Annotated in this window: 12 protein-coding genes; 10 read left to right on the top strand and 2 right to left on the bottom strand. The window is 46.2% G+C overall.

Translation table 11 applies throughout. The features are described 5' to 3' along the window. Positions 1-11: 11 nt before the first annotated feature. Positions 12-941 carry a LysR family transcriptional regulator gene (locus ACFVQB_RS04525; RefSeq protein WP_379435195.1) on the bottom strand — a complete coding sequence of 310 codons (930 nt, stop codon included), beginning with the start codon at positions 939-941 and terminating at the stop codon, positions 12-14. Between the two features lie 240 nt (positions 942-1,181). On the opposite strand from ACFVQB_RS04525, the gene ACFVQB_RS04530 reads away from it, so the two are divergent. The 3 genes from ACFVQB_RS04530 to ACFVQB_RS04540 all read left to right on the top strand — a co-directional run bounded on the left by ACFVQB_RS04530 (position 1,182) and on the right by ACFVQB_RS04540 (position 4,241). Further along, a complete protein-coding gene (locus ACFVQB_RS04530; RefSeq protein WP_379435196.1) occupies positions 1,182-1,769 on the top strand; it encodes a TetR/AcrR family transcriptional regulator in 588 nt (195 codons plus the stop codon). A gap of 63 nt (positions 1,770-1,832) precedes the next feature. After that, on the top strand, positions 1,833-3,314 hold the full coding sequence (locus tag ACFVQB_RS04535) for a DHA2 family efflux MFS transporter permease subunit (RefSeq protein ID WP_379436317.1): 1,482 nt from the start codon (positions 1,833-1,835) through the stop codon (positions 3,312-3,314). Positions 3,315-3,587: 273 nt separating this feature from the next. Continuing rightward, positions 3,588-4,241, top strand: a complete 654-nt coding sequence (locus tag ACFVQB_RS04540) for a serine/threonine-protein kinase (RefSeq protein ID WP_379435197.1) — start codon at positions 3,588-3,590, stop codon at positions 4,239-4,241. Positions 4,242-4,337: 96 nt separating this feature from the next. Here ACFVQB_RS04540 and ACFVQB_RS04545 read toward each other — a convergent pair whose 3' ends face one another. Next, a complete protein-coding gene (locus ACFVQB_RS04545; RefSeq protein WP_379435198.1) occupies positions 4,338-5,318 on the bottom strand; it encodes an alpha/beta fold hydrolase in 981 nt (326 codons plus the stop codon). A gap of 275 nt (positions 5,319-5,593) precedes the next feature. Between ACFVQB_RS04545 and ACFVQB_RS04550 the strand changes: the two genes are divergently transcribed. From ACFVQB_RS04550 to ACFVQB_RS04580, 7 genes are all read left to right on the top strand, one after another. After that, entirely contained in the window at positions 5,594-7,102 is a 1,509-nt protein-coding gene (locus ACFVQB_RS04550; RefSeq protein ID WP_379435199.1) for a response regulator, read from the top strand. Beyond that, on the top strand, positions 7,099-8,865 hold the full coding sequence (locus tag ACFVQB_RS04555; protein WP_379435200.1) for a sensor histidine kinase: 1,767 nt from the start codon (positions 7,099-7,101) through the stop codon (positions 8,863-8,865). The genes ACFVQB_RS04550 and ACFVQB_RS04555 overlap by 4 nt, the downstream gene beginning before the upstream one ends. A 146-nt stretch (positions 8,866-9,011) precedes the next feature. Further along, on the top strand, positions 9,012-9,974 hold the full coding sequence (locus ACFVQB_RS04560) for an ABC transporter permease (protein ID WP_379435201.1): 963 nt from the start codon (positions 9,012-9,014) through the stop codon (positions 9,972-9,974). A 26-nt stretch (positions 9,975-10,000) separates the two neighbouring features. After that, positions 10,001-10,915, top strand: a complete 915-nt coding sequence (locus ACFVQB_RS04565) for a carbohydrate ABC transporter permease (RefSeq protein ID WP_379435202.1) — start codon at positions 10,001-10,003, stop codon at positions 10,913-10,915. A 90-nt stretch (positions 10,916-11,005) separates the two neighbouring features. Continuing rightward, on the top strand, positions 11,006-12,562 hold the full coding sequence (locus ACFVQB_RS04570) for a DUF3502 domain-containing protein (protein ID WP_379435203.1): 1,557 nt from the start codon (positions 11,006-11,008) through the stop codon (positions 12,560-12,562). Positions 12,563-12,683: 121 nt separating this feature from the next. Further along, entirely contained in the window at positions 12,684-14,093 is a 1,410-nt protein-coding gene (locus ACFVQB_RS04575) for a glycosyl hydrolase family 28 protein (protein ID WP_379435204.1), read from the top strand. Between the two features lie 124 nt (positions 14,094-14,217). Next, complete coding sequence (locus ACFVQB_RS04580; protein ID WP_379435205.1) at positions 14,218-18,525, top strand: discoidin domain-containing protein; 4,308 nt, start codon at positions 14,218-14,220, stop codon at positions 18,523-18,525. The last annotated feature ends 220 nt before the right edge of the window (positions 18,526-18,745 follow it).

Consider the following 18,745-nt stretch of genomic DNA (forward strand, 5'->3'; position numbering starts at 1 on the left):
GGTGAGTCCAATTACGGCATAGCCAGCTGGGAAGGGAGTTCAAATTCAGGAACATATAAATTGCTCTGAAGCAGCGCAGCTCGAATGTCCAGCATGAGCTTTTCGCTCGCGGAGCCAAGCGGTATATTTCGCTTACGCAAAATGCCTGCAATGGGCCCAACTTTGAGATCGGCAATTTTTTGAATAACGGTACCGGGAATGGCTGGGCAGATTGTTGCAATCGGAGCAATGGTTATGCCTAATTTGGCTTGTACATAATACTTGTGAGACCGGATATTGCTTATTTCGATTCCCTGATAATCGCTGTCGATTTTCTCGGCCAATAGCTGCTCAATACGGATGCGAATCGGGCAATTAGGGGGTGTGAACAGAAATTGTTGTCCTTTCAGATCTGCCAAATGGATTTCATCACCCTGAGCAAATGGATGTGAATCATACAACAGCAACGCCATCGGTTCAAAAAGCAGCGGCTGAAACTCGGTATCCATACTCGTCTCAGGAGAGGGGCAGACGGCAAAGTCAAGCTGCTCATCAATTAGCAATTCATTAAGCAGCTTGCTGTCCCCGATGCGCACGCTGAGTTTAATCTTCGGATTCTGTTTCACAAAGGAAGACAGAATAGCAGGAAGCCGATGGCTGGCTGTTGGCTCGGATACTCCGATTCGTACAAACCCTGCTTGTCCCTGTTGAATGTCAGTAATCGTATTTGTCAAATACTCGTATTCCTTCAGAAGCTGATCGGCTCTGGCATAAAATATTTTCCCCGCTTCCGTCAATTTAATCTTTTTGCCTCTATCCAGTAATTTCATACCCAGATCGGCCTCCAGTTTCTGCATATGCAGCGTAATTGCGGGTTGTGAGTACTGCAAAGCTTCTGCTGCCTGTTGAAAGCTCCCGAGTTTTACAATCGTTTGAAAGGTCTTGATCATTCGCATTTCCATGGCAAACACCTTTCTATTCATTATTGTAATGATCAGTATATCATGGTTAATGCATACTATCCCAATAGGATATTATGTTTTTAAAGTGTTATCAAGGATAATTTGCTTCTGTTCTTTGCATGCGCTGAATTAATAGCGCTTTCAAGGGAATCGGCCCAAATATAAGGGTTGACAGTGTTTTTCGAAACGGTTTTAATTATATAGACCGATTGTTATAATTCATATAAGGATGTGGCTTTATTGAGTGAAAAGTCTAATGCTAGAGAACTAATCGTCAGCACAGCAGCCAGACTGTTTTTTTCACAAGGATATCATGCGACCGGTCTAAATCAGATTATTAAGGAGAGCAGTACGCCAAAAGGCTCGTTATATCATTATTTCCCACATGGCAAGGAAGAGCTCGCTCACGAGTGCATTCAAAAAGCCAATGAAAATATTCTGCAGAAGTTTGAAGAAATGTTTGCTGCTCATGATAATACGGGGGATGCCATTCAGCAATTTATTCATGATTTAGCGATTGAAACGGAAGCGGCAGGTTTTACGGGGTTTCTTCCATTTAGTTTCTGGGCAGCCGTGGAGACCTCCTGCATCAGTCAACAATTGCGAATTGCCTGTCAGGACGTGTTTGCAGGATGGCAGCAAATCATTACGAAACATCTGATTTTGGATGGCATAGGTGAAAAGAAAGCACAAGAGATGGGACTTCTCGTCATTTCCTTAATGGAGGGCGCATTGATTATCAGCCTGACCAACCAGGACAAACAGCCTTTGCTGACGGCTGCTGATTATTTGTCCGTTGTGGCGAAGAATGCAAAAGAGAAGCAGTAAGCTTCGTAAAGAGAAATAGAAATCGTCAGATTGTTTGAGGAGGATGGGATTGTGGAAGCTGCCATGAAGGCTGGTTCTGTAAAGGATCAACAAGAAACAAAACAATATAAAGTATTTCCGATTTTATTCGCTATGCTACTTAGCGGTTTTATTGGTCTGTTCGGTGAAACGGCACTTAACGTGGCATTGACACCGCTTATGGGCTTGCTCGAAGTTGGACCTACGACCATTCAATGGTTAACGACAGGATATTTGCTCGTTTTGGGTATTTTGGTGCCGGTTTCTGGCATGCTGTTACAATGGTTTTCGACGAGACAGTTGTTCACAACTTCTCTGATTTTTTCGATTGCAGGAACGCTAGTTGCTGCTATTGCACCGAGCTTTGAAATTCTGTTGGTGGCACGGGTATTGCAAGCTGTAGGTACAGCTCTGTTACTGCCACTAATGTTCAACACCATATTGGTTATCTTCCCGATTGAAAAGCGTGGCGCTGCCATGGGATTGATCGGTTTGGTTATCATGTTTGCACCAGCGAGTGGTCCGAGTATCTCGGGTCTGATTCTGGCCAATCTGAGCTGGCACTGGATTTTCTGGATCTCCTTGCCGTTCTTCATTATTTCATTGGTATGCGGCTTGCTGTTCTTACCGAATATCTCGAATTTGACCAAGCCCAAAATTGATGTTCTTTCCATTGTACTTTCCACACTTGGTTTTGGTGGCATCGTGTACGGATTCAGTAGTGCAGGAGGACATGGAGAAAGTGGCGGTGGCTGGACTAGTCCTATCGTTGTAGCCACACTGGTTATTGGAGTATTATCTTTGCTGTTGTTCAGCATCCGTCAATTGAGAATGAAACAGCCGATGATGGATCTGCGGGCATTCAAATATCCAATGTTTACAATCGGCTTGATTCTGATCTTCCTTTGTATGATGATGATGTTGTCATCCATGCTGATCCTGCCAATGTACCTGCAACAAGGTATGGCGGTTACGGCACTGACTGCCGGTCTGGTTCTGCTGCCGGGCAGCTTGCTGAATGGATTCTTGTCCCCGGTTATGGGGCGTCTGTTTGACAAATTCGGTCCGAAATGGCTTGTGATTAGCGGTCTTGCGATCGTGACTGTTGTACTCTTCATGTACACAGGAATCACTCCGACAACGACTCTGAGCAAGATTATTACGCTGCATGTATTCATGATGATCGGGATTTCGATGATTATGATGCCTGCACAAACCAACGGCTTGAATCAATTGCCACCTGATTTCTATCCTCACGGAACGGCGATTATGAATACATTGCAGCAGGTATCCGGGGCTATTGGTACAGCTGTTGCGGTAAGTATACTGAGCGCAGGTCAGACCCGCTTCTTGAGCGGTGTGACGGATCCTGAGAGTCCAGAGAATCAGTTGGCAGGTTTCACATCCGGTGTGCAAAATGCATTTATTTTCGCAATGGTTCTTGCTGTGATTGGACTGATCATCTCACTCTTCGTGAAACGAGTTAAGGTCGGTGCTCAGCAGGGTCAACAAGGTCCTATGCATTAATGGAAAGTCATATAAGAAATGAAACGATGCTCTCTCTTCAATAGGGGGCATCGTTTTTTTGTACCTTGACATGAAACGGGTTCCATCCATTAGAGTGAAAATAAACCTGCCAGTCGAATAAAATAAATCTCGATGTTGGAAGCAAATAGTTCATGTTCTGATGAAATTGTATATGTTCATATGGAATTTTAAAGATAATATAGAGAGTAGATTAATGATAACGGATAGAGGAAAACGTTTTAGAATGTATTTTATAATCAAGGAGACGTCTTTATGAGAATCGTTAAATCTATACCTGCGAATATTGAACAATTGCTAGATCGCTATGAGAAAAACGGTCATCTGACCATGCAAGCTTCACTAATGGGAAAGCAGCCGGTTGTCTATCGTTTACAAGAGTACTGCCTTAAGGTATATACTCCTCGTGGAAAAGTGGATGGAGAATTTGAATGTGAGGCGCTCTTGTCATTGCAAAACAACCATCATGTTCCTGAATTGTACGCGTACGCTTCGGGGAATTTTGTGCTGACAGAATGGATCGAAGGCTTCAACCTGAGACAGTATCGGGCAACATACGGACACATTCCGCACAATCTGATATATGATATGTTTTCAACAGAACTTCAGCAGATTCAGACGGGTTATCGTGATTGGGATGTCATTCGATATGAAAATTTGTTATGGACTGCAACAGGGGAGGTCAAGCGAACTGATTTTTGGCTGTGTGAACCTGTCAGTTGCATGCGTATTCGAGAGCGATTACAACAAGAGATTATTCGAAAAATTGAGCGGATATACAGTGGTGATGGGACTGACCTGGATGAGGTCATGCATTATTTTGATCGACACGGTCTTACGAGCCCGGAGGTTCAAGAGGCATTGGCACATTTCAGATCGCTAACACCGAGGATGGCACTAGCACAGTAACGGCACTAACAAAATAAAAACCCTGACGATTACCAGAATCGTTAGGGTTATTTTTGAAAATGAACTGTATTGCTAGTTTAGCATTTCTTCAGGAATCTACTTCTTAACCAGTTCCAATATTTCATTGGCTACAAGATCTGGGTGATATTGATGAATATAATGCTCGGTATCCTTAACTGTTACATGTTTGGAGTGTTCTGACCAGGATGTAAATTCAGCTTGGGTTTTATCCCATATCGGCTCACTGGCCCCGAAGTAATCTGCTGTCAGTATGGTAAGCGGAAACGGGAAGGGCTTTTTGTTGTCAACGACAACCTTGGCATTGGCTGACATTTCACGCAACTCATCCAAGGTGTTGGCATTCCCATAGTTAAGCAATAGAGCCGTTGTATCTATTTTCTTCAGATCATCTGGTACAAACTTCAGGCCGTTGCGATTGGCATTGGAGGCTTCCACAACAGCGTCAGACTGTAAAGTCAACCGAAACAAACCGGTTTTGATGCGGAATTGGTTCATGAAGCCACCAATCACACTTGCCATATCGTCAGTGTCATTGGCGTAATATTCCGGACTTCCCCCATCCAACATGACAATACCTTGTACTTCATCCGGATATTTTTGCGCAAACCGGAGCGTTTCCAGCGAACCGAGTGAGTGACCCACCAGAACGTAAGGCGGCTTTTGCCCAGATACCTCTAATAACTCGTGCAATTCATCTGCCACAGTATCGACATCGCGTTTCTTATCGGTCATATCGCTATAACCATAGCCAAAGCGATCATAAACCGCGAATTCCGTGTAAGGTGCAAGCTTTTCGTAGAGCGGATAATAATCCACATAAGGATCAGCTGTGCCCCATCCGGATGCAAGGACAACTGTTGCATCTCCTTGACCACCCGTATATAAATGCATATTGTCTCCATGTATGCTGTAGAGCTTGCCAGGCGGAATAAATGTTTTCTGATCCTGACGGGTGCTCACTTGTTGATAGATCAAACCTGTAACCAGAAGGAGAAGTACAGCCACTGCCCCGAATATAAACGTCTTAAATAATCTTCTGCGAAATTTTTTCATCATCTCTCACATACTCTCTCTGTATTTTCTCTATCATATATGCCCAATCTTATTAGAGAGAAAACAGAATCTTAATTCCACCTTAATTATTTTTCACCCGAATTAATTGGATAAAAAGTATATTTCTCAGAATTGATTGATAGCCAAAATCGCCCCTGTTGATATATTATACCGATATGAAGGATAGAAAGGGCGAGAAAGCAGATCAAGCTTACAAATGTAAGCGCTATCTTAATAGGCGCCTTAGAGCTGTATATTGTAAAAAAGGGGGCATCGCGATGAAAGTATTGATTGCCGACGACGACGATTATACAAGAGAAGGCCTAGTGGAGGCTATCGACTGGAAGAGCTTTGGTGTACATGAGGTGCTTCAGGTCGAAGATGGAGCAAAGGCTTTACGTGTTGCAACGGCTCAGAGGCCCGAAATTGTTATTACGGATATACGTATGCCGAAGCTGAATGGCATCGAATTCGCCGAGAAGTTCGTGGCAGTCTGCCCGGATAGCAAGCTGTTATTCATGAGCGGATATATGGATGTGGCTTACCTGAAGAGTGCAATTCAGCTCTCGGCCGTCGATTATGTGGAGAAGCCGATCAAGTTGCCGGAGATGGAGAACGCCATTCAGAAAACAGTACATTATATCGCCGAGCGGAAGGCGGAGCATTTACTGCTGGATCAGAAGATGGATCTGGAGCGTATGAAGCTGGCTAATGCCTTGAGAACGCAGTCCCACCACGCTGATGAACTTAGGTGCAAAGCCCAGGAGATCGGTTATCCGGTTCATTCGAGCTATGTATGTCTGATCGTATCCCAGTTCAACAAGGAAATGCGGGTTGATGCCGTCAACATCCAGAATTACTGGGAACAACATAATCTTGCTACCATCGCCGAGCAATTGGATTATGACCGTTTGCTGCTTGTCATGGCACTGCCCCGACCGGATGAGGAGATAGTGAGGATACTGGCAGAAACGCTATGCAGGGAGTACAGCGATCTTCGTATTGCAGCTGGTCAGGTAGTGGCCGGACTGGAGGAAGTATCTAGAAGTTTCCGCGAAGCGGCACTGGCCATGGAACGTGTTTTTTTCAAGCCAGATCTGTGTTACCTCAAATATGATCCGGTGAATTACGCACCACAGGGGCTCAGAAGCGACATATATCCTGAATTCTACAGGTTGCTGAAGCAGGAACCGGAAGGATTGATCATCTGGATGGAGACGTTCTGTAACAGAGTGGTGGAAGAAGGGGATCAGGCAAGAGAAAGAGTTCTTTCCATGTGTATCACATTTGCTAACGCGCTGTTCAAGGAGAGAAATGGTGTACTGATCCGCATGGGAAAGATGGTTCAGATTCAAGATGTGGAGAAGCAATTGAACGAATGCCGTACGATGCTTGAGGTGAAGGATCACATGCTTGAGCTGTGTTATGCATATCAGGAGGAGTTCACCCGGGTATCGCCATATTCGGGCTTGATTCGTGATGTGATGAACTATATATCTGACCATTGCAGTGATGTAGATCTAGATGTGCGGGAGATTGCCGACCATGTGCACTTATCCACCGCCCATCTTGGTGTCCTCTTTAAGCAGGAGACAGGAACTACGATTAAACAGTATCTGAATGACTATCGATTGGAGCTTGCCAAGAGGCTTATTCTCCAGGAGCACTTCAAAATGATCGATATTTCAAAAATGTCCGGATATGCCAGTGCAGGATACTTTGCCAAGGTGTTTAAGGCTGCTACGGGTGTAACGCCTGTGGAATATCGAAAGAAGTTTTCCCAATGAGGGTTCTGAAGTGGCTGGGCAATCTATCTCTGCAGAAAAAGCTGGTCATTCTGCTGGCACTCGCAGGCATTATTCCACTGATGATTACGTTCTCGGCGACGTATGGCGAGCTTCGTAATTCTGTAATCACCGGACAGAACTATGCAGCCAACCAAAGCTTTGACCAAACTTTATCACTGCTGTCCAGCAAATTTTCCCATATTGAGGAAGTGTCGTCGATGATTACGATTGACGAGCAGATCAATGCGGTTTTCTCCAAGGACCCGGAGCGTATGCAGGTGTGGGAGCAGTTGTCCGCCTTTGAACGAATCACGGATTATACACGTATTCTTCAGACGAACTCTGAGATTAACGGTATCGTATATTATATTAATGATGACTTCGTCATAACGGGTCCACATGCAACGATGTATCGTCCATATGCCAAGGTGTCGTCAATGCCCTGGGTCAGGAAGATCGTTGAAGGGGGCGGAGAAGCGGTGTGGGTGATGATGAAAGATGAGAGCAGCACATCGTCCGAGAGTTATTTAGCGCTGGGAAGAGTGCTGTGGAATATTAACGACTATTCCGAGCCGGTAGGCATCGTAACGCTGCGTGTGGAGTTGCCTCAGCTTCAGCCCTATATCATGAACTCAGCCATGGAGCAGCTGGTCTACTTGGAGACGGATGAGGGAGAAGTGGTTATCAGCAATGGACATGCGGAGTTGGAACAACGAAATGGATACAGATCTCAGGTGAGCCGAAACCAGTTTGAAGAGGTCAGAGTGGGTGACTCCTCTTATATCGTCCGAGATTCGAGAGTTGGATCGAGCAATCTGTTCCTGCACTCCGTCATATCTCCGGATACGGCAGCTACAGCCGTGAATAAGGTGCGAAACAAGGTGCTCCTCGTATACTTGCTTGTCTGTCTGGCTCTATTGGTATGCATCATCCCGGTGACGAAATCCATTACGAGTCGAATATTCTTGCTTATGAACAGAATGAGCCAGGTTCGGCAAGGCAGATTAAACACGCTGGATATTCCCAATAGGGAGGACGAAGTAGGTCATCTGGTATCCAGCTACAATTATATGATTAACAGTGTCAGGGAACTGATGGACAATCAATACAGGCTTGGGCAAGATAAGAAAGGGGCAGAACTTCGGGCATTGCAGTCCCAGATTAACCCGCATTTTCTGTATAATACGCTGGATATGATCGTCTGGATGGCACAGAAAGAAGAGAAGCAGAACGTTCAGCAGGTCGTGTACGCTCTTTCTGATTATTACAAGTTGATTCTGAACAAAGGGGAAGACTTCGTAACCCTGAGAGATGAGCTGCGGTTATCTGAGATCTATGTAAGCATTCAGCAGAAGAGATTCAAAGGCAAGATCCAATTCGATGTACACGTAGACGAAGCGGTAATGGAATGTATGTTGCCCAAAATTACGCTCCAGCCTCTGGTTGAGAACGCGATTGTACACGGTATTCTGGAGAAGCCCGAGAGCCGTGGCATCATTACAATTACGGGAGGCATAGAGGAGGGGCGAGTAAGGATCGTGGTCACTGATGATGGTCCTGGCCTAGAGCAATCTCCCTCTCGGCTACACCGCCATCAAGGCAGCGGATACGGCGTACATAACATCCGCAAACGGCTGGAGTTTTACTATAATGAAACGGATGGAATACATTATGAATCAGTTCAGGGTAGAGGCACAAGTGTAATTATCAATGTTCCAATGGTTTTTGGGGATGCGCATGAATTGAAACAAGCCAGTAATTGATTTTGATGAGAGCATGGCGACAGGTGTTCATACCTGTCGCTTTTGTTTTGTCATTTTCATCGAAAAGTACCAGAAATCTTGTGAAATTCGAATAGTAGGGAGGTATCGTGCCGGACTACAATAGGAAGCAAGGAAAGGGTGATACGATGGCAGAACCAAATATAGTAATGAACAAAGCGCTCAAACAGAAGAAAAGGCGATTTTCAGACCTCAGGGAACACAAAACCTATTACATTATGCTGATTCCCCTGATCGTGTTTTTCACCTTATTCAATTACCTTCCCATGGCGGGACTCTACAACGCGTTTACCGACTATGACTTTAGCAAGGGTTTGTTCAGTCCGTTTGTTGGGTTGAAAAATTTTGAGTTTCTGTTCAAAGGAGGCTGGGATTCGATTGTCTGGAAATTGACTCGCAATACGCTGCTCTATAATGTGGCCTTCATTGTACTCGGAAACATCTGTCAGATCGCCATGGCGGTTCTGCTTAGGGAACTGACATTCAAGAAATTCATGAAAACGTCGCAGACGCTGATGTTCATGCCTTACTTCGTCTCGATGGTCGTGGTTGGTTCCATTGTATACAATCTGTTCAACTACAAGTATGGTGTGTTTAACAACGTTTTTACGTCATTGGGTTTCGAGCGCTTTGACTTCTACCAGTCACCTGAGGTCTGGCCGTTCATTATCGTCATTATCGAAATCTGGAAGGGGCTAGGGTATGGGACGGTCATCTATCTGGCATCCATTATGGGTATTGATGAAAGCGTATACGAAGCAGCTTATGTCGATGGCGCCAGCAAGTGGCAACGAATTCGGTACATTACACTGCCGCTTTTGAAACCGACGGTTATCATCCTAGTTTTGTTTGCCATCGGAGGAATTATGAGAGGACAATTCGATCTGTTCTGGAACATTATTGGAAACAATGGTCTGCTGCTGAATGCAACCGACATTATCGATACGTATGTGTACCGTTCATTAACCGTGAATTTCAGTCTAGGACTGGGGACGGCGGCAGGGCTATATCAATCAATATTCGGATTGGTACTTGTTGTGACGGTAAACGCAATTGTGCGTAAAGTGGATCGTGAAAATTCTTTATTTTAATTGTCAACCGAATGGGAGGAAGCCTGATGGCACAACTTGCTGCAACATCTGACAAGAAGAAGTTAAAAGTGGATGCAAGCTCGAAAATATTCGATGTTATGGCTGTGGTCATTGTTGGTTTGGTAGCGCTGATCTGCGTCGCTCCATTTATCCTGATGCTGTCAGGATCACTGAGTGATGAATCCAAAATTGTAGTTAATGGCTATTCGCTGCTGCCACAGGATTTCACATTGGATGCATACAAGATTGTTTTTACCACCCTGGGAGGGGAAATTGGCAGGGCGTATCTCGTTACGATCTATGTTACGGTGCTGGGCACAGTGCTCGGATTATTGACAACGTCCATGAGCGGATTCATTCTATCCCGTCCCGATTTTAAGCACCGGGATAAGGTCGCCTTCTTTATTTACTTTACCACGCTGTTCAGCGGCGGACTGATTCCCACCTACCTGGTGGTCGCCAATGTGCTGCATCTCAATCATACGTTGTGGGCGATTATCCTTCCGGGTATGCTCTCTCCATTTAATGTGTTCCTGTTCCGCAACTATGTCAAAAGCATTCCCAATTCCTTAATGGAGTCGGCACGAATCGACGGGGCAGGCGATTTCAGAATCTATTGGCAGATTGTTCTTCCACTCTCGAAGCCTGTTAGCGCAACAATCGGACTGTTCCTTGGACTGGGTTACTGGAATAACTGGTTTGGCTATAGTCTGTACCTGATTTCCGATCAGGAGAAATGGGGATTGCAGTATCTGCTTTACCGCATGTTATCCCGTGTGACGGATGCCGTCAGGGATGCCCAGATTGTCGTGGATCAGCTGCCAAGTGAGACGATGAAGCTGGCAACGACCATGCTGGTAACAGGCCCCATCATACTATTGTATCCGTACATGCAGCGTCATTTTGTGAGCGGTCTGATTGTTGGAGGCGTAAAGGGATAAATGGTTATGGTTTTACACGATCAGGATATGGTGAAAGTCTGCCCCTGATTGATCCACATAAATAATATCATCGTAATGGAGGGGATTGTTTTGAAAGCGCTACATATTAGAAAATCACTTCTGTCTTGTCTCATGGTGTTCACGGTTATCCTTTCCGCATGTTCGAATGGGGGCTCAGACAAAGATGCTGCCGAAGGTTCAGGCACAACGACATCCGATGGCAAGACGATTGTGCAATTGAAGGGTATCACGATGGGAAATGCACCCGCCAGTGGTATGGACAATTTTTACAAGCAGTTAGATGAGCTAACGATTAAGGATCTGGGGGCAACTATTCGGTTTGACTTTGTGCCTTGGGGAGATGAAAAGAATCAGATTAGCAGGGCTATCGCCGCGAAGGAATACGACGTTTATGTGGGCGGCGCCTGGTCGGACTTTGCATCGTTCGCCACCAAGAATGCATTTGCAAATCTGACCCCACTCCTGGGAGATGTGCCTGATCTGGTGGAGCATTATAAAGGCACACTGGATACCGTGAAGATTAACGGCAGTCTCTACGGCATTCCACAATACAATAAGCCCGGAGGCGGCGGAGAAGGCCTGTTGTTCCGTGATGATCTGCGCAAAGCGTGGGGGTTACCGGAAATTACAGATCTAGATACTGTAGAACAATATCTTTACAAGGCCAAAGAAGCTTACCCAGACACGCCGATGATTAATGACAAGCGGTTCGCAGATAACGTCTGGACTCTGGTTGCTGGTTCTAAATATCTGGATTTGGTAAAAGGGTACGTCGTTGCCACCGTGGATGAGCCATACAAGGCGATCAGCATGTATGATACACCTGAGTATAAGCAAGTGCTGGAGCGGTCCAAAAAGTGGTATGAAGATGGCATTGTGAGCCACGATATACTGGCTGCTCAGGGCAATGCAACAAGCGAGACGCTGGAATTGATGAAAGCCGACAAAAAACCGCTTGAATTTAACAACCACTTTGGCGCTGTCAGCAGCAGTTATGTTGGTGCACTGAAAGAGCTGCATCCTGATTTTGAGTATGGCTGGTTTGATTATTATTTCAACAATATTCCGGCCTATATGCCGTTCATGGCACCGGATAATATCACCATGATCTCGATTGGTGCTCACTCCAAACACGTCGAAACAGCTCTAAAGCTAATAGAGAAAGCTCACACCGATCGAACGTATTATAATCTGTTGCAGTACGGTGTTGAAGGAGAAAATTACAAGCTGGCTGGCGAATTCGTTAGCTATGAAGGCATCAAATCGGAGAACAAAAAGCCAGGCTGGACGGGGCTATATGACGGCTATATGAACCTGCAGGAGAAATATCCGGACGAATGGCAAGTCATTAACGATAAATTACAGAATGAAGGTGCCAAGAAAGCGGAAGAGAATGGTCAAAGTCCACTGGCCGGATTCGGGCTTGCCACGTCTAACGTGGCCGCAGAGCTTGCAAGCATGGAGACGGTCAAATCGCAGTATATCGTTCCGCTGTCAGTGGGCATTACCAAGGACATCGATGCCGATCTTGCCAATGTGAAGAAACAGCTGGAAGGCGCCGGATTCGACAAGTTTATGGCTGAATTACAGGTTCAACTGGATGCTTTTGCGGCAAGCAAGAAGTAATAGACTCGGATTGGTTGAATTGTGGATACATTTGAACGAATCAATTATATAAGTATCAAAGTGCCTGTAGACCCCATGATACTCCGGGGTCTACACCTATATCATAGCTGGAGGAACGCTTGTGAAGCCAATCATATGTTATCCCCTGATTCAGGAAATTCCCCAATCTCAAGATTACATCATTCGTATTCGTGAGGCTGGCAGTGACGGACCATGGTCTGATGTAAATGTATACGGAGTAAAGGTTGATATGCACCATGTGCGGCAGGCCAGCATGGCTTATTTTGATATGGGTGTTCCTGCTGAATTGGAAATTGAATGCATGTATACGGAGGTCCAGACCGTTGATATTCGGCCCTTATCGTATGGAATCCAATCACAGATTCAAGGCAATATGGTCTCTTTTGAACTGAACGAACCTCTCCAGCTGTCCATCGAGGTGAATGGCGAACGGTTTCGTAATCTGCATCTGTTCGGAAACGGGCTGGAGACGGATGCTCCAAGTATTGACGATCCACGTGTTCACATCGTACAGCCTGGCATTCATCGTACGGAATGGCTGGAGACAGAGGCTGAGGTACTCTATTTTGCACCAGGCATGCATTACATTGAAGAGACCATCCTACGCATTCCATCGGGCAAGACGGTCTATATTGATGGCGGTGCTGCTGTCGCGGGTTCATTCGTCTGTGATCGGGTTCAGAACGTTACAATCCGGGGGCGCGGCATGGTCTATCTGGCTGATTTTCATCGATTCTCTGCATTCCGCGGAATTCGGTTGATCCATTCGAGCCGGATTGCCATTGAAGGCATTATGATCATCGACGTGCCGCATTACAGTGTGTACATCGGCAGCTCACAGTACGTGTCCGTCAAAGGTATTAAGTCATTCAGTACACGGGGCTGGTCGGATGGTATTGATATCATGTCCAGCTCGGATATTGAGATCGAACATGTTTTCATGCGCAACTCGGATGATTGTATCGCGATCTATGGCAGCCGATGGGGTTACCGTGGTGACTCACGTCGTATCCGGGTTAGACATGCTGTGCTGTGGGCTGACGTGGCACATCCACTTATGATTGGCACACACGGGGACCACGAGGCGAACGGTGATGTGATTGAGGATATCCGGTACGAAGATATCGATATCCTGGAACATCACGAGCCACAACCCAACTATTGGGGAGCCATGGCCATTAATGCGGGTGATCATAATACCGTGCGAAACGTTGTCTATGCGCGAATCAGAGTGGAAACCTTTGAAAAAGGTCAGCTGTTCGATCTGCGTGTGATTAGGAACAAGGATTACAATCCCGCTCCTGGTCGGCGGATTGAACAGATTGTATTTGAGGACATCGATTATGCAGGTGGGACACAACATCCTTCGCGGATCTATGGTTATGACGATGAGCGCAGCATCGAAGGAGTGACTTTTAATAATCTGACGATTGCAGGTCAACGTGTGCACAGCCCGGATCATCCAGCTATTGAAATGAACGAGTATGTACGTGGCATCACATTCCGCTAAGGCGTGTTCAATAGAAGAAACTACGACGGCTAAACAGGAAAGGGGGGATGTGTAATTTCAATGTCTGGCACAAGCGGGCTTCAAGGGAAGAACATCGAATTCCATGAAAATGAGGAGGTTTGATATGGAAATGAATAGCGGATTTCATGTGGGAAAAAGATGGAGACGGGTGATTGCTTTACTTGCTGCAATCAGTCTGTTGGCAACACTTATACCGGTAGGTACCCATTCCATCGCAGCTGCTGCGGATTCAAACGATGTTACTGTGTCAGGATATGAAGTTCAGATCAATGAAACAATTACAGGTGGCTTCACGCATCCCGGAGTTGGACTAACCAAGGAAGTCCTTGAGAACATGAGAGAGCAGGTGCTGTCGCAGCAGGAACCATGGTACTCCTACTATGTGGCGATGACTAGTTCGGCAGCTGCTTCCAAGACAGTGACGTCCAGCAATGCGAGTCAAACGGACCCAACAAAGCCGGCAAGCGATGCCTTCAACAGCCAAGGCTTCGACTCCCGTTTTATAAGTGATGGATTGAAAGCGTATACACAAGCGTTGATGTATTATATTTCAGGAGATGAGACGTATCGGGCCAATGCGATGCGTATCATTAGGATCTGGTCGCAGATGGACCCTGCCAAATATGTTTACTTTAATGATGCACACATTCATACCGGGATTCCGCTGAATCGCATGGTGACGGCAGCTGAGATTCTGAGATATACAAGTTATCAGACGGAAGAACTGGGGTGGACAGCGCAGGATACAACGAATTTTACAACCAACCTGATAAATCCGGTTATCGAGACCTTCCAACATGACAACAATCGCTTCATGAATCAGCATAACTATCCTTTGCTTGGTGCGATGGCAGGGTATATTTTTACTAACAATCAGAGCAGATATGACGAGGCAGTTGAGTGGTTTACTGTCAACAGCACTGCGCAAGACCAAGGCTTTAATGGGTCGATCAAGCAGCTGTTCCGTCTGATGAATACCAATGATCTGACTGGAGAGCCACTGGATGAGCCGGTGATTCAGCATGTGGAGATGGGTAGGGACCAGGCGCATGGTGGTGGAGACCTCACTAACGCTGCCATCCTATCACGTATGCTGCTCGCTCAGGGAACAAAGGTCGATCCCGTGGATGGTACCGTATCAACAGCGGCAAATGCGGTCGGACCGTATGAGTTTCTGGATGATCGCATATTGGCGGCCGCAGACTTCTTCTGGCAATTCATGCTTGGTTATGATACGCCTTGGACGCCAGTGGCCTACGCTATTTCGCCAGATGGAACGATTCGGGATACGTATAATCATATATCCAATGCCTATAAGGGTAGAATGAATACGGCAAATTTCTGGGATATGTATTATTACTACACATATGTCAGAGGCATTAACGTTGCAGAGAAGGCTCCTCATTATTATGAAGCATTTACGAAGCGGTTACCTTCCAACTTTTATTATGGTGGTACACTGAATAAAAACTGGGACAACGTGGACGGAGGCGGAGACTTCTGGCTGTATATGCCAGAGGAGGCAGCGTCTGAAGGTGCAGAATATCTGCCGCGCGAGCAGACAAGCGGCTCACTGATCGACATTGAAGATCGTTATACGAAGCTTGGCGGGGATACGGCCACCATAAAGGAAGGAGATACGTCGTTTGTGCGGTTTCAGGCGACGGAAGTGGGAAGTCGGATAGCATTTCTTAACGGTTCCAGCAGTGAGAAAATCATTGGTTTCCGTATCCGTACCACTGGGCCCGCCCGCTTGGAGCTTACTCCCGGAATCAATGATACGTTGACTTTGCCGGATACGCATGGACAGTGGCGGTATGTGACTTACACGCTGGACAGCTTCCAGAGCTTGAACGATATTCTGTATATGAAGGTCACAGGTTCGGACACGACAGTAGATATGGACCATATTCATATCAAAGCAAGTGAACAGCCGACACCGCCAGTATTCAAGACAGGCAACTCTGATCTCTCCATATTCGCCTATCCTGGCTCGCCGATTCGTGTTGATTTTGAAGCAACCGATGCTGGGGGATCAGATGTGGTGACCTATTCCAGCCCGAATCTGCCTCAAGGTGCAGTATTGAATGAAGCCACGGGTGAGATGCTCTGGCAGCCGGGAGTGTCACAGACTGGAACTCATTCCTTCCATGTCGCCGCTTCAGACGGTACAACAATCACGACAAGAGATGTGAAGATTATAGTCTCTGCGAATCGGGCTTCCGCTGTGGAACAGGCCATAGCTGCTTATGATGAGGATCGAATCTATGTCGCAGCGACACTCAACTCATTTCGGGCAGTGTATGAGAATACCCTGGACCAGCTTGACACAGCTACAGATAAAGTATTCTATGTGCAGCTGCAGGAGCTAGCCCAAGCAGTAGAAGCGCTGAAGCTGGTCACTCCGTTGCTGGAACAGGGTGGCGGGATAGATTACCATAACATCGTTGCGTCATCGACCTTTGGGACAGACATTGCCAATATGGTGGACGGGGACAATCAAACGGGGGTTTCGTATACACGTGCGCAAAACCTATACCATATGATTGATTTCGGGCCAGATTTCAAAGTATCGGCTACGTCCTTTGGATTCCAAAGTAATATTTTTGCCGATCGTCTCGCGAAGTCAGCCGTTTTTGGCTCCAATGATGGGGAGAACTGGGTACGATTGACCCCGGGGTTAACGGCATTTACCCAGAGCTTTCAGACCCTGGATGTTGCTCCCGAATACCTGGAGGATTCGTTCCGGTTCATCAAGGTTCAGCTGCTTCATCCACAGCCGGATGTATTGTATGGCATCGTACGGAATTTGTTCGAAATGACCGAGTTCCGAATCTATGGTGAACGTCATGAGACTGGCAATAAGCTGGCGTCCGTCTCCATCTTTTCGGATCAAAGTGAAAGTGGCAAGATTGCAACTGGGGACACGGTACAATTGACGATTCAGGCCAAGGAAGCAATCCAGAACGTAACGGCGACTATTCAGGGAATTGCAGCAACCGTTACGACTCAGGATCAGATCCATTGGACAGCGGTGGCTGCTATGGGAGATGATGTACCTACAGGTACGGTCAAGTTTACGGTAGATTACGAACAGAGTGACGGAACAGCAGGGGAGCGGACAGTGCTGACCACTGACAATTCGAAGCTGTTCCTTGTAGATGGTGGCAGGTATATTGATGTGTCCATGATGGCGAAAGTAAAGGCTTCAGATAAACAATGGCCAGGTAACGGGTTATCCCAGGATGAGGTGGGCTATCTGCTATTCGATGGTGATACATCCACCTATGGGGATCTGAATACATCATCTGGTTCCTTCTACACGGTGGACTTCGGTGAAGGTCTGTCTGTGAAGCTGGATGAAATTGTGCTGATGCCAAGAGCTTCCAACAGCTCAAGAATGAACGGGCTTGTCATTCAGGGCTCCAACGATAATTCAAACTGGACGGATCTGACACAGCCTCTAAAAGGTTCACAAGAGGGAACGTGGTCCGATATTCGACAGGATCAACTTCTGAATGATGGATATTATCGATATTTGAAACTGTACAATAACTCGGCATGGAGTGGTAACGTTGCTGAAGTTGAGTTTTATGGTGATGTAGACTACGATGCGGAAGTTGTGGATTCAAAAGTGGTTGCTCCTGAAGGCTACACCCAAGGAAGTTACTATCTGTATCAGCAGGAGGTTAACCGCATCAAAGCTTCATTAACCGAACCGGATGCAAACAAGATGGCATTGCTTAAAGAGTTAATTGCAGCCAAGACCCTGCTGATCTCTGTCGCTGACTTATTCCCTCCAATTCATGTAGACACTGCGATGGTGCTTGCATCCTCCATTTCATGGGATGGAAAGATTGATGCGATTAACAACGGATGGCGCGCATTTGACGGTGATCCTGCCACATCGCCAGATACCAAAACAGCAGCAGGTTGGACCCGAGTCGATCTGGGAGCAGAGCATGCCAAAGTGGTTGGCAGTATCAGGTTTATCCCACGCATCGGCAATGCCGCCCGTATGAATGGAGCCCTGATCCAGGGCTCCAATGATGGCGTGAACTTTGATACGCTTTATACCATAAGTGGTGTAAGCGAGATCAAGTGGTATAAGCAGACTATGAGCAGCAGTAATGCTTATCGTTATTTGCGCTATTATACGCCAAACGGCTTCGCCAATATTGGTGAGCTGGAGTTCTATGAGAAGATTGTGGACAGAACACTTCTTACACTATTGATGGAACGGGCTAGTGCAGTGAATGAGGAAGATTACACCGGAGAAAGCTATGCACAGTTACAGGCTGCTGTCACGAGTGCAGCCGTGGTTGATACGGATTTGGAAGCAAACCAGAATGATGTTGATTCCGCTGCAAATAGTTTGAAGACCGCGCTGGGTGGTCTGGTTTCCATTTGAATGGGGGAGATCAGGCCATTACGATATTTCAAATGATACGACTTCTTATAATGAACAGAAGCTAGATGCAGGGTGTATAGATGGAATTTTATATAAGGAAGTAGACTCTGTACTGAACATATGACAAAGAGAACAAGATAGTGTCCTTGTAGAGGGATACTATCTTGTTCTTATTCTACGTTTTTAGGGAGTTTTTATAACACCTTACATCACACAGCAC

Origin of the sequence: Paenibacillus sp. NPDC057886, from assembly GCF_042796655.1 — a bacterium.
In the GTDB taxonomy this organism is placed as follows: Bacteria; Bacillota; Bacilli; order Paenibacillales; family Paenibacillaceae; genus Paenibacillus.

Bases quoted from the DNA above. Each gene is read 5' to 3' on its own strand.
- ACFVQB_RS04525 (WP_379435195.1), bottom strand. From the start codon at position 941: ATGGAAATGCGAATGATCAAGACCTTTCAAACGATTGTAAAACTCGGG.
- ACFVQB_RS04560 (WP_379435201.1), top strand. From the start codon at position 9,012: ATGGCAGAACCAAATATAGTAATGAACAAAGCGCTCAAACAGAAGAAA.
- ACFVQB_RS04550 (WP_379435199.1), top strand. From the start codon at position 5,594: ATGAAAGTATTGATTGCCGACGACGACGATTATACAAGAGAAGGCCTA.
- ACFVQB_RS04565 (WP_379435202.1), top strand. From the start codon at position 10,001: ATGGCACAACTTGCTGCAACATCTGACAAGAAGAAGTTAAAAGTGGAT.
- ACFVQB_RS04555 (WP_379435200.1), top strand. From the start codon at position 7,099: ATGAGGGTTCTGAAGTGGCTGGGCAATCTATCTCTGCAGAAAAAGCTG.
- ACFVQB_RS04545 (WP_379435198.1), bottom strand. From the start codon at position 5,318: ATGATGAAAAAATTTCGCAGAAGATTATTTAAGACGTTTATATTCGGG.
- ACFVQB_RS04535 (WP_379436317.1), top strand. From the start codon at position 1,833: ATGAAGGCTGGTTCTGTAAAGGATCAACAAGAAACAAAACAATATAAA.
- ACFVQB_RS04580 (WP_379435205.1), top strand. From the start codon at position 14,218: ATGGAAATGAATAGCGGATTTCATGTGGGAAAAAGATGGAGACGGGTG.
- ACFVQB_RS04540 (WP_379435197.1), top strand. From the start codon at position 3,588: ATGAGAATCGTTAAATCTATACCTGCGAATATTGAACAATTGCTAGAT.